At 38.9% G+C, this 16,221-nt stretch carries 13 protein-coding genes; 12 read left to right on the forward strand and 1 reads right to left on the reverse strand.

Annotation, left to right across the window (positions count from 1 at the left end; translation table 11 throughout):
* Positions 1-11: 11 nt before the first annotated feature.
* The 11 genes from HMPREF3129_RS02495 (at position 12) to HMPREF3129_RS02545 (ending at position 13,056) form a co-directional block, all read left to right on the forward strand.
* The gene (locus HMPREF3129_RS02495) at positions 12-992 is read left to right on the forward strand and encodes a major capsid protein (RefSeq protein WP_004243350.1); all 981 of its coding nucleotides are present in this window, start codon (positions 12-14) and stop codon (positions 990-992) included.
* 58 nt (positions 993-1,050) lie between these two features.
* Entirely contained in the window at positions 1,051-1,482 is a 432-nt protein-coding gene (locus HMPREF3129_RS02500; RefSeq protein WP_020945808.1) for a Bbp16 family capsid cement protein, read from the forward strand.
* 8 nt (positions 1,483-1,490) lie between these two features.
* Positions 1,491-1,832, forward strand: coding sequence for a hypothetical protein (locus HMPREF3129_RS02505; protein ID WP_036936189.1), 342 nt, complete (start codon positions 1,491-1,493; stop codon positions 1,830-1,832).
* Positions 1,833-1,895: 63 nt separating this feature from the next.
* Positions 1,896-2,207 carry a capsid staple protein gene (gp10, locus tag HMPREF3129_RS02510; protein WP_020945806.1) on the forward strand — a complete coding sequence of 104 codons (312 nt, stop codon included), beginning with the start codon at positions 1,896-1,898 and terminating at the stop codon, positions 2,205-2,207.
* A complete protein-coding gene (locus HMPREF3129_RS02515) occupies positions 2,207-2,812 on the forward strand; it encodes a phage connector family protein (RefSeq protein WP_070486742.1) in 606 nt (201 codons plus the stop codon). Before gp10 ends, HMPREF3129_RS02515 begins: the two co-directional genes overlap by 1 nt.
* Positions 2,812-5,274, forward strand: coding sequence for a phage tail protein (locus HMPREF3129_RS02520; protein WP_070486744.1), 2,463 nt, complete (start codon positions 2,812-2,814; stop codon positions 5,272-5,274). Before HMPREF3129_RS02515 ends, HMPREF3129_RS02520 begins: the two co-directional genes overlap by 1 nt.
* A gap of 1 nt (position 5,275) precedes the next feature.
* The gene (locus tag HMPREF3129_RS02525) at positions 5,276-5,746 is read left to right on the forward strand and encodes a hypothetical protein (RefSeq protein ID WP_237611942.1); all 471 of its coding nucleotides are present in this window, start codon (positions 5,276-5,278) and stop codon (positions 5,744-5,746) included.
* A complete protein-coding gene (locus tag HMPREF3129_RS02530) occupies positions 5,746-6,291 on the forward strand; it encodes a hypothetical protein (RefSeq protein WP_070486749.1) in 546 nt (181 codons plus the stop codon). Before HMPREF3129_RS02525 ends, HMPREF3129_RS02530 begins: the two co-directional genes overlap by 1 nt.
* A gap of 2 nt (positions 6,292-6,293) precedes the next feature.
* Entirely contained in the window at positions 6,294-9,377 is a 3,084-nt protein-coding gene (locus HMPREF3129_RS02535) for a hypothetical protein (RefSeq protein WP_070486752.1), read from the forward strand.
* Positions 9,377-12,760 carry a hypothetical protein gene (locus tag HMPREF3129_RS02540; protein WP_070486754.1) on the forward strand — a complete coding sequence of 1,128 codons (3,384 nt, stop codon included), beginning with the start codon at positions 9,377-9,379 and terminating at the stop codon, positions 12,758-12,760. The genes HMPREF3129_RS02535 and HMPREF3129_RS02540 overlap by 1 nt, the downstream gene beginning before the upstream one ends.
* Before the next feature lie 8 nt (positions 12,761-12,768).
* Entirely contained in the window at positions 12,769-13,056 is a 288-nt protein-coding gene (locus tag HMPREF3129_RS02545) for a hypothetical protein (protein ID WP_070486756.1), read from the forward strand.
* 29 nt (positions 13,057-13,085) lie between these two features.
* Here the strand turns inward: HMPREF3129_RS02545 and HMPREF3129_RS02550 are convergent, their stop codons facing one another.
* On the reverse strand, positions 13,086-13,337 hold the full coding sequence (locus tag HMPREF3129_RS02550; RefSeq protein ID WP_070486757.1) for a hypothetical protein: 252 nt from the start codon (positions 13,335-13,337) through the stop codon (positions 13,086-13,088).
* 173 nt (positions 13,338-13,510) lie between these two features.
* Here HMPREF3129_RS02550 and HMPREF3129_RS02555 point away from each other — a divergent pair, with 173 nt between their 5' ends.
* A complete protein-coding gene (locus tag HMPREF3129_RS02555; RefSeq protein ID WP_070486758.1) occupies positions 13,511-16,198 on the forward strand; it encodes a hypothetical protein in 2,688 nt (895 codons plus the stop codon).
* The last annotated feature ends 23 nt before the right edge of the window (positions 16,199-16,221 follow it).

Consider the following 16,221-nt stretch of genomic DNA (forward strand, 5'->3'; position numbering starts at 1 on the left):
GAGGAAATAACATGCCTGCTTTAACTCTCGTTGATTGGGCTAAACGACAAGGCCCTGACAGCAAGCAAGCGAAGATCGTCGAATTGCTGAATCAGTCTAATGAAATTCTTGATGATATGGTTTTCGTTGAAGGTAATTTACCAACGGGTCACCGTACAACCGTTCGTACTGGTTTACCATCTGCGACATGGCGTTTGCTTAATTATGGTGTACCGCCAAGCAAATCAACCACAGCACAGGTTACTGATGCGATTGGTATGCTTGAAACCTATTCTGAAGTTGATAAAGATCTTGCTAACTTGAACGGGCAAAAGAATGAATTTCTATTGTCTGAATCAATTGCATTCTTAGAGTCAATGAACCAGCAAATGGCTGAAACAGTTATTTATGGTGATGCTACGGTTCATCCTCAGCGCTTTACGGGATTAGCTGCACGCTTTAACGATATGAAAGCAAAGAATGCAGTCAATATCATTGATGCTGGTGGTACTGGCAGTAACTTAACTTCTGTGTGGTTAGTGGTATGGGGTGAAAACACGGTTCACGGTATTTTCCCTAAAGGTTCTAAAGCAGGTTTAGAGCAAAACCATTTAGGCGAAGTTACTTTAGAAGATGAGAACAAAGGTAAATACCAAGGCTTTCGTACTCACTTCCAATGGAAAAATGGTATCTCAGTTCGTGACTGGCGTTATGTTGTCCGTATCGCCAATATTGATTTATCCAAAATTGGTAAAGATCCAGAAAAAGCGGACACACTCGATTTGCCAGACTTGTTTATTCAAGCAATTGAGAAGATCCCTAACCTCTCTATGGGGCGTCCTGTTTTTTATTGTAACCAGCAAATTCGTAGCTGGATGCGTCGTCAAATTAAAAACAGCAAAAACGTCAATATTTCCATGGCAGAAGTTGCCGGTAAGAAAGTTGTTTCATTCGATGAAATTCCTGTTCGCCGTGTTGATGCCATCTTAACGACTGAAGATCAGGTGAAATAAGTTATTGCGGTGTCGTTTAACGGCTCCGCTAACTTTCATTTATTTGGAGATAGTCAAAATGATTTTAGATAAAGAAACGCTTTTTTCACTGGATCAGGCGGTTACTGCATCTGCTGTAAGTAAGCAAATTATCGACTTAACGCCAGTGCATGGTGCATTTCGTGATATCGGTATTGGTGAGCCATTAGAGCTGTTTGCACAAGTGACTGAACAGGCTAAAGCATCAGGTGAAGCGACGGTTCAAATTAAGTTAGAAACCGCGACAGACGATAAATTCTCTGATGCTAAATCTATCTTTGAATCTGTGGCAATACCAATTGCTGATTTAAATGCAGGTAAACGTATTGTGGCGAAAGTACCTCAAGGCGTTTTGAAGTACCTGCGTCTGCAATACGTTGTTGCAGAAGGGCCATTAACGGCGGGTAAGTTCACTGCGGGCATTAACCTAACTGTTGATGCTCATCCTATTTACGATGCTGTAACTCAATAAGGTGTGACATGTCACGATATAAGGTTTTAAAAAAATCATTTATCGCTGGGCGTCTACTTGAAATCGGTGAAGAGGTTGAGTACGACGGTATAGCTGGCGATAACTTAGCGTTAATTGGTGGCGCTGATGCTCGACTTAATACTCATAGTGTGGCTGATGGGGCTGGTGATAATACTGGTGAAGGCGTAAGTAATATTGCTGTAAGCGGTTCAGGTGTGGCGATTGACTCAAGCCTTGATGCGCTTCGTGAGCAATATACCCAGCTATTTGGTAAAGCACCTCATCACAATATGGGCGCAGATAAAATGCGCACCGCAATAGATGAAAAGCGGAAAGAACTTGGGGTTTAACCCCCGATGATAAAGGGGGCGAAAGCCCCTTTTTTATTTTCTACCTGAGCCGAGAGATATCCAATGAAACTAACCAATCTAAAAACCAGCACAGAAACTTATGAAAATGCCAAAGGTGAAAAAGAAACTCGTGAAGAATATCCATATGGGCTACGTATTTCACTTGAAAACGACACAATAGAAAAATTAGGCGTTTCTATTCCTGATGTTGGTGAAAGTATTGAGCTGTCTGCTGTTGCCAAAATACTGTCTAAATCTATTAATGAACGTGAAGGTAAGAAGTCAGTATATGTAGAGTTACAAATAACCGATCTGGCTCTAGGTGCAGGCGACACAAAATCAACGGCAGATGTTCTTTTTGATGGGGGTGAATAATGGCCTCAGAAATTGAAATTTGCAATATTGCATTAAGTCGCATTGGTAATAGTCGTTCAATTAATAGCATGACTGAAGCCAGCAAAGAAGCCGTTCAATGCAACCTTCATTATGCGCAATGCCGTGATAGTGTATTGGCCGATTTTCCTTGGAACTTTGCAACTAAAAAGGTGGCATTAGCCAATACAAATAATCCTCCACCTAATTGGGCGTATGCCTATCGCTATCCTAATGATTGCCTAAAAGCCATTGGTATTGTCGAACCTCATCAAAAGTACCGTAGACCAGATACAGCAATCCATTTTCATGTTGGTTCAGATGAAAACGGTACTGGTAGATTAATTTTTACTGATCACCCTAGTGCATGGCTTGAGTATGTTGCACGTATTACTGACGTCAATATGTTTGATACGTTATTTAAAGATGCGCTTGCATGGCGTTTAGCGGCTGAATTAGCTCGTCCATTGGCATCAAATGCGGGTATTGGTGGTGAGGCATTACAAATTTACCAAGGTGTTATTAAAAGTGCGGCCGCACATTCATTAAGTGAGTCAGCAGAGCCAACTGATTATATGGATGAATTCACACAAGCGAGGTTGTCATAATGCCATTTAGTCTTATTCAACCTAGTTTTTCAGGCGGTGAAATTGCACCAAGCCTATATGGTCGTGTTGATCTTGCGAAGTATTCAACTGCACTGCGCAAGTGCCATAACTTTATTGTTCGTCAATATGGTGGTGTTGAGAATAGACCAGGCACACGATTTATTGCTGAAACAAAGTATCAAAATAAGAAGTCTCGCCTTATTCCTTTCCAATTCAGCACCGTACAAACCTACGCGTTAGAGTTTGGTGATCGTTATATTCGCGTATTTAAAGATGGTGGGCAGGTTCTCTATGCTGATGGTGAACATAAAGGCGAAGTGTTTGAATTATCTACACCTTATAAAGAAGCTGATTTGTTTGATTTGAAGTATACGCAATCAGCCGATGTTATGACGATTGTTCATACTGATTATCCACCAATGGAGTTACAGCGTTACGATCATGATGATTGGAAGTTAGTCTCCGTTGAAACCAAGAACGGCCCCTTTGAAGATATCAATACCGATAAGGCAATGAAAGTTTATGCTAGTGCAAGCACGGGGCAAATTACGTTAACGTCTACGCATGATATTTTTGGTACCGAGCAAATAGGTAAGCAGTTCTATTTAGAGCAACGTGATATTGATGCGGTTCCTGTATGGGAAACAGATAAAACAACCAACCTCAATGATCAACGCCGTGCTGACAGTAACTACTATCGTGCCAATAGTGGCGGTAAAACAGGAACACTAAGACCGTCTCATACTGAAGGAATGAGCTGGGATGGTTGGGGTGGTGATACAGGGATCCAGTGGGAATATTTGCATAGTGGTTTTGGTATCGTAAAAATTGAAACTGTTAGTGAAGATGGCAAAACAGCCACAGGAAAGGTGATCTCTTATATTCCATCCAATGCCGTTGGTGAAGATAATGCAAGCCATAAATGGGCGCGTGCAGTGTGGAATGATGTTGATGGTTATCCAAGCACCGTTGTTTATTATCAACAACGTTTATTCTTTGCCGGCTCTCGTGCCTACCCACAAACGATATGGGCCAGTCGTAGCGGTGACTATAAAGACTTTGGGCGCAACAATCCTATTCAAGATGATGATCGCATTATCTACACGTATGCAGGTCGTCAAGTTAATGAAATTCGCCATTTGATTGATGTCGGTTCGCTGGTGGCATTGACCTCTGGTGGTGAATATCAAATCACAGGTGATCAGAACAAAGTGCTTACACCTTCCAGTTTTTCAATGTCATCACAAGGTGCTAACGGTTCAAGTGATTTACCGCCAATCTCTGTTGCGAATATTGCGCTTTATATACAAGAGAAAGGTAGTGCTGTGCGTGATTTATCGTATTCATTTGATGTTGATGGGTATCAAGGCACTGACTTAACTATGTTGGCAAATCACCTATTTCAACGTCACCGCATTGTTGATTGGTCATTTACTACGGTTCCATATTCTATTGCATGGTGCATACGTGACGATGGGTTAATGCTGGCTTTAACCTATTTAAGAGAACAACAAGTATTTGCATGGGCACCACAATCGACAGAAGGGAAATTTGAGTCAACGTGTTCGATCAGTGAAGGCAATGAAGATTCAGCCTATTTTATTGTTCAGCGTACAGTAAACGGTAAACAGGTTCGGTATGTAGAGCGCTTAGCTAGCCGTTTATTTACTCGTACAGAAGATGCTTTCTTTGTGGATTCAGGCTTAAGTTATGACGGTAGAAATACTGATATATCAAAAACAGCAACTATCACTGGTGGAGCGGGTGAGTGGAACTATCAAGAAAACTATCAATTAGTGATTTCAGGCAATCCGGTCTTTAGTGCTTCTGATATTGGTAGTGCCGTCAATATTCCTTATTTTGAAGATAATGAACATAAAGAGCTTCGCTGTAAGATTGTTCAATATGTATCTGCAAATCAAGTGGTTATTTCTGCTAATCGCAACATTCCACCAGCATTACAAAATACTCCCACTACTGAATGGAGCATAGCCCGCTATCGCTTTGCTGGCTTAAATCATCTTGAAGGTAAGACAGTTAATATTCTTTCCGATGCTAATGTTTCACCGCAGGCCATTGTCACCAATGGTGCAGTGGAAATTGATACGCCATCAGCCGTAGTACATATCGGATTACCTATTACCAGCGAATTAGAAACGCTTGATATCCATATCAATGGGCAAGAAACATTACTTGATAAGAAGAAGCTTATTAAGGTTGCCAGCTTAATTGTAAATAGTAGTCGGGGTATTTGGGCTGGTACTGAAAAAGAACGGCTATATGAGTATCCTCAACGTCAATTCGAGTTTTACGACAATCCTGTTGATGATGCCACAGGCATTGTTGAAATTAATTTAGATGCAGATTGGAGCAAAAACGGACGTGTCTTTATTAGACAGGTTGATCCGTTACCGTTAGCGGTGCTCTCTGTTATTCCGCGTATTGATGCTGGTGGTTTCTGATATGAAAAAACATCATGTACAAATTATTCCTGCTACTCATGAACATATTGTTCGTTTATTACCACATGTAAGACAAGCTGATGTTGATGAGTTCTACGCTATGTCAATGCAAACACCTGAGCAGGTATTACGACATGGATTATCTGTTTCTACTAAAGCCTATGCCGGCATTATTAATGATGAGGTGGTGACTATTTTTGGTGTTGCTTCTGGCTCATTACTTACTGGTTTAGGTATCCCTTGGCTAGTGGGGACTGATTTATTAGAGCAACACCAGAAAACCTTTCTACGACGCTGTAAACCCATCTTAAAACAGATGTTAGGGCAATACCCAACACTGATGAATTATGTCGATGAACGTAATCATATTGCTAAGGCGTGGCTCCATTGGTTGGGGTTTCAGATTGAAGAAGCAAAGCCAACAGGTTTACTTCAGTTACCTTTCCATCGTTTTACATTGAGGGCTAAATAATGTGTGAACCAACAACATTAGCGGCAGCAGTAATTGGTACTTCTGCATTGCAAGCATACGGACAATATACCGATGGTAAATTTCAAGCATCAGTGGCTAATCAAAACGCCAAAATTAATGAAGATGCTGCACTTGATGCAATTAATAAAGGCAATGCTCAGGCACAAGAACAGCGTAGACGTACTCGCCAATTAGTGGGCACACAGGCGGCAACAATGTCAGCCAGTGGCATTGATTTAAGTACTGCGGGTGCTTTAGATATTTTGGGCGATACTGCCGCAATGGGTGAGCTTGATGCGTTAACTATGGTTAATAACGCTTCTCGTGAAGCGTATGGCTATCGTATGCAAGCTGAGAATGATCGCCTTAATGCAAAAATGGCAAGACGCTCAGGCAATATGGGTGCAATGACAACGTTATTAACAGCCCCTATTCAAGCTTATGGCGCGTATCAGTTGGCTGGTGGTACATGGAGTCCGTTCGGTGGTGGCTCAGGTGCTGCGAAAGCCGGCAAAACATTCGCTAAAGCACCAAAAGGATTTTAATTATGCCAAAGGTTCCTACATACGATAATAGAACGGTTATGCCTGAGCAGTTACCGAATAATGGGTTTTCTGTTCAATCATCACCTAATGCTTTTGGCGCTGGCATTGGTCGTGTTGGTGAGCAATATGTTGGTTTGTTTGCAGAAGCAAAACAAAGGGCTAATGTTGCACTGGCGCAAGATGCCGCATTACAGCTACGACAAAAAGCCAATGAACTGATGACCGATCCGCAAAATGGATTACTTTCACAGCAAGGTAAGAATGCGATTGGTAAAGCGTTTGAGTATGAGCAGTCATTTCGTGATTATGCTGGTGAAATATCATCAACATTACCTGACGATATTGTTCGACAAAGCTTTATGCAACAAGCGCAAGAAATGGGGGTTCAGTTTGCATCACAAGCTAATCGTCATGAGATGGGGCAAATCAAAGCTTATGAACAAGATCAGTTTCAATCAACGCTAACATTAAATGCAGAGTCTGCCGCATCAATGTACGGTGATAATCAGGCTTATATCTCTGCACATAAACAAGTGTTTCAGCAAATAGAAGAGTTTGGATTATCACACGGTTGGGGTGAAGAGCAGATCCTCGCCAAGAAACAAGAATTCAAAGTGGCAACTGCTCGTAAAGCGATTGAAAATCAACTCGGTGCTGATTATATGGGGTTCTTAGAACGAAATGGAGAACCTTCAAGCCTTGGTGGTGCTACCAGAAATAATGCGTTCTATGGTGGTACTGTTGGTAAAGTTAAAGGAATGACCCAACAGGGTAATATTAATTTACTCAATAGGCCAACAGTTAAAAACGAAGACGGCTCAATTAGTACAGTAAGAACGATTTCTATTGGTACCGATGATGGTGAAGTGCTGATACCTACCGTAAGTGACGATGGCAAGCTGTTATCTGATGATGAAGCTATTGCGTTATACGAGCAAACAGGTAAGCACTTAGGGATTTTTGATAACCCTGAAGATGCTACTGCTTACGCTGATAATCTGCATAAACAGCAAGAGAATATGTATACACCTAGTAACGGTGATACAAGAGGTGTTAGAAACAACAACCCTGGTAATATTCGTATATCTAGCAATAAATGGGTAGGGCAAACCGGTGATGATGGTGCATTTGCTAAGTTTGCCACACCTGAGCACGGCATTAGAGCATTAGGTAAAAATCTACTTTCTTATGCTCGACAAGGTTTTGTTACACCAGAGCAGATCATTAATCGCTGGGCACCACCAGAAGATAATAATGATACTCAGGCATACATTGAGTATGTATCTGATTACCTTGGTGTTGCACCTAATCAACCATTAGATTTAACGAATTTAGATACCTTAACGCATTTATCGACAGCGATAATGTATAAAGAGAATGGGCGTAACCGTGTTAATTACACTGATGAGCAGATAGCAACAGGCATACAGTCAGCACTTGGTTTTGTTGAGTTACAAGCGACATCAGAAGCACCAAAACTATTAACCGGATCTGCCGCTTTCGATGCCTTAGATGAAGCTGACCAAGCAAAATATTTACGACAAGCAGAACAGCTACGTAAGCAAAAACAAGGTGAGTTACAGCAACAACTCGGTACTCGTGTAGCGGACTCTTACGCAGCATGGGAAAGAGGGCTTGAAGCACCTAATGCGCCTACTCATGATGAATTAATCTCTGCGTTTGGCTATGACAAAGGTTCTGCTATGTCTGCCGATATGCAAGAAGCCAAGCGTTATGCTGGTTTTATGTCAGCAGCTAAAGAGATGTCTCCACAAGCACAGCAGGCTTTGTTATCTCAAATCAGACCTCAAACGGGTGAAGCAAACTACGAAAGCAAAATTCAACGTTGGGAGAAATTTGGTAAGTTCGTTGAAGGTAATATCAAGGAACAAGATAAACAGTTTGCAGCTAACCGATTACAGCTTTCCATTCAAAATAATTTTCCACTTGATCCTAATGATAAGAATAATCAGCAGGCAGCAGATGATTACTTTGAAAAACATATTCAGCAGAGCTTTAATTTACGTGATGATAATAGCTTAAATGCCGTTGCCGAACTTACAGCAAGGACAGGGATTATCCCATCACAAGTTAAGTCTGTATTGAATATGGGGGCAACATCTAAAGATCCTGAAGTTGTTCTTCCTATCGCGAAAATGTATGGGCAGATATTTGATAACAATCCGGCATCAGCAACTGATATTCCATCAAGCACAATGGCATATTACTCAAAAGTATATAGTTTAAGTCGTGCGGGTATGCCTGATGATAAAGCGGTAGAAACTGCATTTAAGACGACATTTGAACAAGATGAACGCACTAAACAAATGATCGCTTCTCAAATCAGGGATAAAGGATATATCAAGGATAGAGATAAAGCAGCGCAATCTAATATCAATGATTTTTACCCTTGGTATAAACCATTTTCTTCACCAAGCGTTAGTAAGCCTGGTACTCAAAATGGCGCTTACTTACGTGACTATCAAACACTGTATGACGCTAACTTTGCTGAAACAGGCGGTGATGCAGAACTAGCCAAGAAAATGACTAACGCTCAAATTAAAAGAACGTGGGCGGTATCTAATATCAATGGCAGTGAAGAAGTTATGCGTTATGCACCAGAAGCCGTATACGGTATTAATGAATCAGGTGCTGGAAACTGGATCGCGGGTCAATGGGAAGAAGAGAAAAAGCAATTAATGTCTAAATCATTTGGTGGCGCTTCTTCTGATACTGATATTGTTATTGTCTCTGATGCAGTGACCCCCAGAGACTACAGTTACGGCATAATGATAAAACAAACCGGTAGTGATGATATCCCTATTTATCGTCCATACACGGGAGATAACGGCTTGCCTATTCGCTTTAAACCAGAACAGTCATCATCACCAATGTATAAAGAGGTAATGGAAAAACGCCAACAAAGCGTTAAGGAAGCTCAGGATAAAAGGGAACGAGAAGAAGCATTGGATAAATCACGCTCAGAATTTGATGAACGTCGTCAAAATATCCGTGAGCAATATAAAAAAGCTCACAATGAGCGAGTAAATAAATTCAATAATTATTTTTCTTGGGATAAAAACTGATGCCTATTTACGAACAACAACCTGATGATATTTTATCTGCGGATATTAATGCTGTTCAGCAACCTGGACCTACTTATGGTGATAATGTTTCACCATCTTGGTATGACCCTATTAATCCGCTTGATGATAGACGGCAAACTAAAGAATTACGTGATGCAGCGTTTCGTATCGATAACTCAGTGGGTAGCTTGATTGCTACTGCACCTTTTAATCAATTTGAAGATGTAGAAGGCTATAACCCATTTGAAGATGAATTAACGCTTTCAGGCTATGAAGACTATGCCGATGCCTTTATTCATTCAAACTCTCCTCAAGAAACTGCCGCAATAAAACAACGTATTGATCGTGAGCGTAACGATAAGCAAATGTTAGCAGATGCTGGCGGTGCTGGTGTTGTGAGTAGTATTGCTATGGGGGTTATTGATCCAATTAATGTTGCTGCAATGATGATACCAGGGGGAGCCATTGTAAAAGGTGGCAGTGTGGCCACAACCGCAGGTAAGTTTGCATTGGCAAATACCGCTGGTGGCGTAGCTTCTGAAATGGCATTACATAGTACCCAAGAAACACGAACATTAACTGAAAGTGCAATTAACATTACACTTGATGCCATGATCGGTGGAACCTTAGGCTCAGCCGCACAGTTAGTAAAAAACCGTGGTGAATTGGTAACAAAAGTAAGAAATGATTTAATTGGAGAACAACAATCAGGGCAACAAAATATTCCAAATAATATTCCTGATAATTCTAGTGTTGGTGCAATGGAAGTACCTAACACCACATTAGAACAAGAAACCTTAAAAGGGCCATCATTTATTAATCGTACGATGAATGTTAGCCCTGTTGGCCGTGTTGCTCAATCCCCCTCTAAAACAGCGCGACAAATTAACCAACAACTCACAGAAAATAACTTTACCTTTGCTAAAAATGAAGAAGGTATTGCGACATTTACCGCTGTTGAAACAAAAGTGAGAGGTTATGAAACTCTCGTTTATAAACAAGTAGAATCAACGAAAGACCACTTTAAACAATATCGTCAATCTGGTGGCCGTGATATGAATTATTACCAATTTAGTGAAGCTGTTGGCGATGCTATGCGCAATGGTGATACTCATGCAATACCACAAGTGGCAGAGGCAGCACGTTCTATTAGACCTATTGTCGAAGCAACCAAAGATAGAATGGTTGAATTAGGGATCTTACGTGAAGGTGTAAAGGTGACAACAGCACAAAGCTACTTCCCTCGTATTTATAAATTCGACAAAATTTTAAATGATCGTACTGAATTTAAGAAAATCATTGCTGACTGGTTAGAAGAAATTAATCAAACCTCGATAAATAAAGCCAAAGGTAGCCTTGATCGTGCTGAAATCGGTATTGATAAAGCACGCAATGCATCACCACAAGCTGAACGTTTAGGGCTTGAGATTAAAGAGGCTGAGAGTTGGTCGGGTAAAAAGTCTTTGTTGATGGATGATATTAATAAATATCAAAAAATTATTAATGAAAAGAATGCGGTAGAAGTTGAGTTAAATTCACTATCTAACCTTGCTAAGCTAAATAAAACGCAAACAAGAAGACAAGCAACATTACAAAGAAAATTACAGCGTATTAATGATGCTGAGAATAAATTACCTGCATTACAACGTAGCGTTGATATTCTTGATAACCCTCGCAAGTTTAGAAATGAACATCGTCGTTTAACACGAACAGCAAATTCATTAACTCGCCATGACAGAATTAGACAGTCCGCATTGAATCGCATGACACCTTTAGAGCGTGAAGAGTTAGATGCTGCAGCAGATGATATCGTTAATAAAATTATCGGGGCACCGTCAGGCATTGTACCCAGTGAACTGATCCCCGATGGGTTAGTTAAACGTGCTGGTTTTACAAAAGATAGAACACTTAACATTCCTGATGAACGCATTAAAGACTATCTCGAATCAGATGTTAACTATGTGATGGAAAACTATATTCGCCAAGTTGCGCCTGAAATTGAACTCACGGCTAAATTTGGCCGTGTTGATATGGATAATCAAATCAAAGCGATTACAGAGGAATATAACCAACTTATTGCTGATGCAACCACACCTAAAGAACGCAGTCGATTAGAAGCACGAAGAGAGGCGGATTTACGTGATATTCGCGCGATGCGTGACCGTTTATTAGGTACTTATGGAGCACCTAAAGATCCAGCAAGTCTATTTGTGCGAGCTGGCCGTGTTGCTCGTCACGTTAACTTTTTACGTTTATTGGGGGGTATGACAATATCATCGTTACCTGATATGGCTCGTCCGATTATGCAACACGGTTTACGTAGTGCGTTAAAACCATTGGGTAAGATGCTAACTGATATCAGTGCTATGCGCATTGCTAAGGCCGATTTGCGTGAAATGGGTATTGGCCTTGAATATGCATTATCCAGTCGTTCTAAAGTGATTGCTGACCTTAGCGATCCCTATAGCAGACGTAGCTATTTAGAGCGTGGTTTACAGTGGTCATCACAGAAATTTGGTAACTTCACATTAATGAACCAATATACAGACACGATGAAAATGTGGTCTGGGCTTATTACTCAATCTAAGGTACTGAAAGCAGCAAACACTTTAGATGCTGGTGGTTCGTTAAGTAAACGAGAAATAAAGAAACTGGCTCATATTGGTATTGATGAATCAATGCTAAAGCGTATAGCAGAGCAGTTTAAGCGACACGGTGAAGACTTAGACGGCATGTTAACAGGGCACAGCCATTTGTGGGATGATCGTGTTGTGCGTGAAACTTTCCAAGCGGCAGTATTAAAAGATGTAAGAACTACAGTTATAACACCAGGTATTGGTGATACACCATTAATGATGAGTAGCGAACTAGGTAAGATTGTAATGCAGTTTAAAACCTTCTTCTTTGCTACTCACAATAGAGCGTTAGTATCAGGCATACAATCAGGTGATGCATCATTTTACTATGGGGCATTACTTCAGGTAGCACTTGGATCCCTAGTCTATATTCTCAAGGCTAAAATGGCAGGGCGTGATATTAATACTGAACCGGCTAACTTAGTAAAGGAGGGTTTAGACTGGTCAGGAATGATGGGCTGGTTGGGTGAGCCTAACAACGTATTGGAAAACCTTAGCGGTGGTACTTATGGTATGAGTGCCATGTTTGGTGGGCCACCAGCATCACGTTATCAAAGTCGTAATGGAATTGGTGCATTATTAGGCCCTACGTTTGATCTCGGTGGTGATATTAAAAATATCACATCAGGTGTATTAAACGGTGAGTTTGATGATAGAGAAGTACGATCTGTACGCAAACTATTACCTTTCCAAAACTTGTTTTATTTGTCACCATTATTGAATCAGGTTGAGGAGCAGATGAAGTAGGGGGAGCTATGTCTATTTTACGAGTGTTAGCAATCATCGGTAATACAATCATGTTAGTAGGATATACTTACTTGTTTATTGCTAAGGATCTTTCAGGTGCTTTATTAGCTGTATATATTCCATTAGCTCTTGTTCCGTTGATTTCGCTTATGTATTTGTATAAAACGCGATTTTATAAGTTTTCAGAGTTAGACCAAATAAAAGCAAAAGAAAAACAAGGAAGCTTTTTAAGCTTATGGATACAAAGAAAAAAACTTGAAGAGCAAGTAAAAATAAATAATCTTAAAAAAGATTAAAATAGCACCGCTTAAGCGGTGCATTGTTCTCATTTCTTTAATTCAGCTAAAATACATTCCACCAACGGTATTATATTTTTATTGCCTCTCATCTTTTGAACTATAAAGTTTCTCATTGCTATCAGTTCTACAAGTGGAGCTGATACATCATGACCATCGCTTTCCATCTTTGTTAAAAGTGCTTCAAGGTTTGATTTTGTAATTAACTTTTCAATCCCTTTATCGGTATTCACTACATCTGGATAGTTAGCTGGTGCAGGGTATTCATACTTCTTTTCCATGGCTAAAGTCCTCACTAATGAAAATAATTACGTAAACTATAATAATGTAAATGCATTAAAATGTTCATCTAAATGGTTAATTTAATCTTTTATTTGATAACCATTATTGCAAATATGGATATATTTTGTAGTTAAACGTATCATATCCTCATTAACACCAGAGGAGATGAGCAATGACGGTATCTACTGAGCTAAGCCATGAAGAGTATGTAGGTAATGGCGTAACAACGGATTTTGATTTTCGTTTCCGTATCTTTGAAGGCAAGCATTTGATTGTTGTGGTTGCTGACAGTGACGGCAATGAAAAAACATTAAAGAATGGTACTGATTACACTATTGTTGGTGCAGGTTCCTATCATGGCGGTAAGGTGGTTTTAAATAAACCTTTAGCCCAAGGCTGGAAGATATTATTAGAACGCGATTTACCTGTTGTACAAGAAACTGACTTACGTAATCAGGGTAAATTTTTTGCAGAAGTACATGAAGATGCCTTTGATTATCTAACGATGTTAATTCAAAAAGCATTGGGTACTTTCTCTTTAAGCTTACGTAAGCCTACCTATCTATCGAATTACTATGATGCCAAGGACAATCGTATTGCTAATTTAGCATCGCCTAAAGTAGGTACTGATGCAGCTAATAAAGACTATGTTGATAACAGTATTAAGTATATTGATAGTAAGACATTAAGGGTTAATGATAAGGATATACCATCATTGCCAAATGCAGATGATAGAGCTGGAAAAGTTTTAACGTTTGATAAAGATGGATACCCAATAGCTGTTGCTCCAGCTTCAGGAAGTGCTATTGATGTGATAAACCAAATAAAAAATGGTGACGGTTCGTTAATTGGAGTAGGAAACGGAGAAACACTAAAAGATAAATTATCAAAAATACATTCCGTCGTTACACCAGAAATGTTCATTAAAGATGACGACGTAACTCATAACAGAGCATTTGAAGAAATGTTTATTTTTGCTAAAGATATGGGGGTTAATGTTGAAGGATCTGGAACTTACATATTAGAATCAACAGATGATGGGATCGATATAACAGTCGACACAGACTTATCTAAAGCAAAAATAATTTGTACTACTAAGGAAGATGTTCCTCAATGGAAACAGAAAACAAGAATATTTTCTGCACATCAAAATGATAAAGATATTACTTCTTTATTCCACGGTTCAAATATTAATAAAGGTGAAAAATCACTTCCAATATTAGGTTTATCAGGTCATATCACAATTCTATCAGAAGACGTTGTCATGTTGCGATATGATGGAGATACGCCTGAACCACAGAAAAAAGCAGAAACAAATCAAATATTTTCAAATGGTATGTTGAAGTATGAGCAGTATTATAACTTCTCTGATAATAAAAAAGTCTATTATAAACCTCACATGCCTGAGCTGAATATAAAAATAGGTAGCATTGTCCTAGATGGGGCTTTTATACGTTCTATTTTTTCTTGTTATCGAAACAATACTAATCTATCAATTAATAAAATATCATCAATTAATGTAGGGCACGCACAAGCTTACGTAGAACAAGAGTCGTGTTCTAATTTTTCTTATAATAATGCTATTTATGATTTGGATTACAATCCTGAAAATCTAGGTGGATACGCCTTAACTTACAAATACACTACTAATACTAGAATTAGTAAAGTAACAGATATTCACGGATGGGCTGGAACAGATGGAAATTATGCTCGTGATATTAAAGCTTTTGATTGCGACCTATTAGATGTTGGTGGTCATTTTAGTATGTCTGATATTACGATTGATTCTTGTAAAATAAGAAGTCAATGCAGAGCTCAGGGGTGGGGGGTGTTTGAAATTTTAAACAGTAAACATATCCTCCCTAATGGGAAAATAACAAAATTTACTATCGGTACGAGGTACGATTATGCAAATAGTTGGGATGGAATTATCAGGGTTTATAATCTTGATGTTGTTCTTGGTGACTTCACTACGGGTTACATGATTGTATCAGCACAGGAACCAAAGAATGATCATCATTTTATGGGTAAATGCCCTGATATATACATTGATGGTGTAACAATAAACCTTGATAATATTAAAAGCGCGATAGGAATGGAGATAAGAGGAATTGATTTAGGTGTTAGCAGAAGGGAAAATTTAGAAAAATATCAAATATTACCGTCTTTTCATGAGATAAGGCGCGTAAAAATGATTAGTCAACGAGTGTTTAACAGGATTGATTTCAGAGTTGTTTATAATAATAGGGACTATAGTCTTATTGAAAATGAAGAATTTAAAAAAATCTCCAATAATAATAGATTTTATTCATTAAACGTAAGTGATGTTGATATATACAAAGCTGGTTCATCTGATTATGACGGATATTTTGGTGTTCATACATTTGGATTCACAGAAAATGTTATAATGAGACAAGATATAAAAATTGAAAAATCAAATAACTGTATACCAGTAATTAAATCAGCTAACGATATTTCAGTTAAAATGGCTAATATGATGTTTAATTATATTGCTGTTGACGGAAGAATAAATAAAAAACTAGAATCATCAAATGAAATTTTTATATATAATTCAATTGTATATAACCCTGAAATTATTAATCCATCAGGTTATAGGGCTTGTGTTATTTCAATTTTTAATTCAAAGTTTGATTGGTTATCAAAGTCACCATTTTCTACTTTAAGAAATGAAATAGATTTTAACAATAACATGGGAAGTGATTTTGTACTAGGAAAGGGGGGAGTTATTATCATTATTAATGGTTGTTTTGGTAGATTAGAATCTCTTGATATGACATACAATGAAAGATTTAAAAAATACATATCTGAAAATTATAAAGATACCAGATATTATGTATAAATATTTAAGAGCCAGTTACAATT

Source organism: Proteus sp. HMSC14B05 (genome assembly GCF_001808035.1).
Classification (GTDB): domain Bacteria; phylum Pseudomonadota; class Gammaproteobacteria; order Enterobacterales; family Enterobacteriaceae; genus Proteus; species Proteus mirabilis.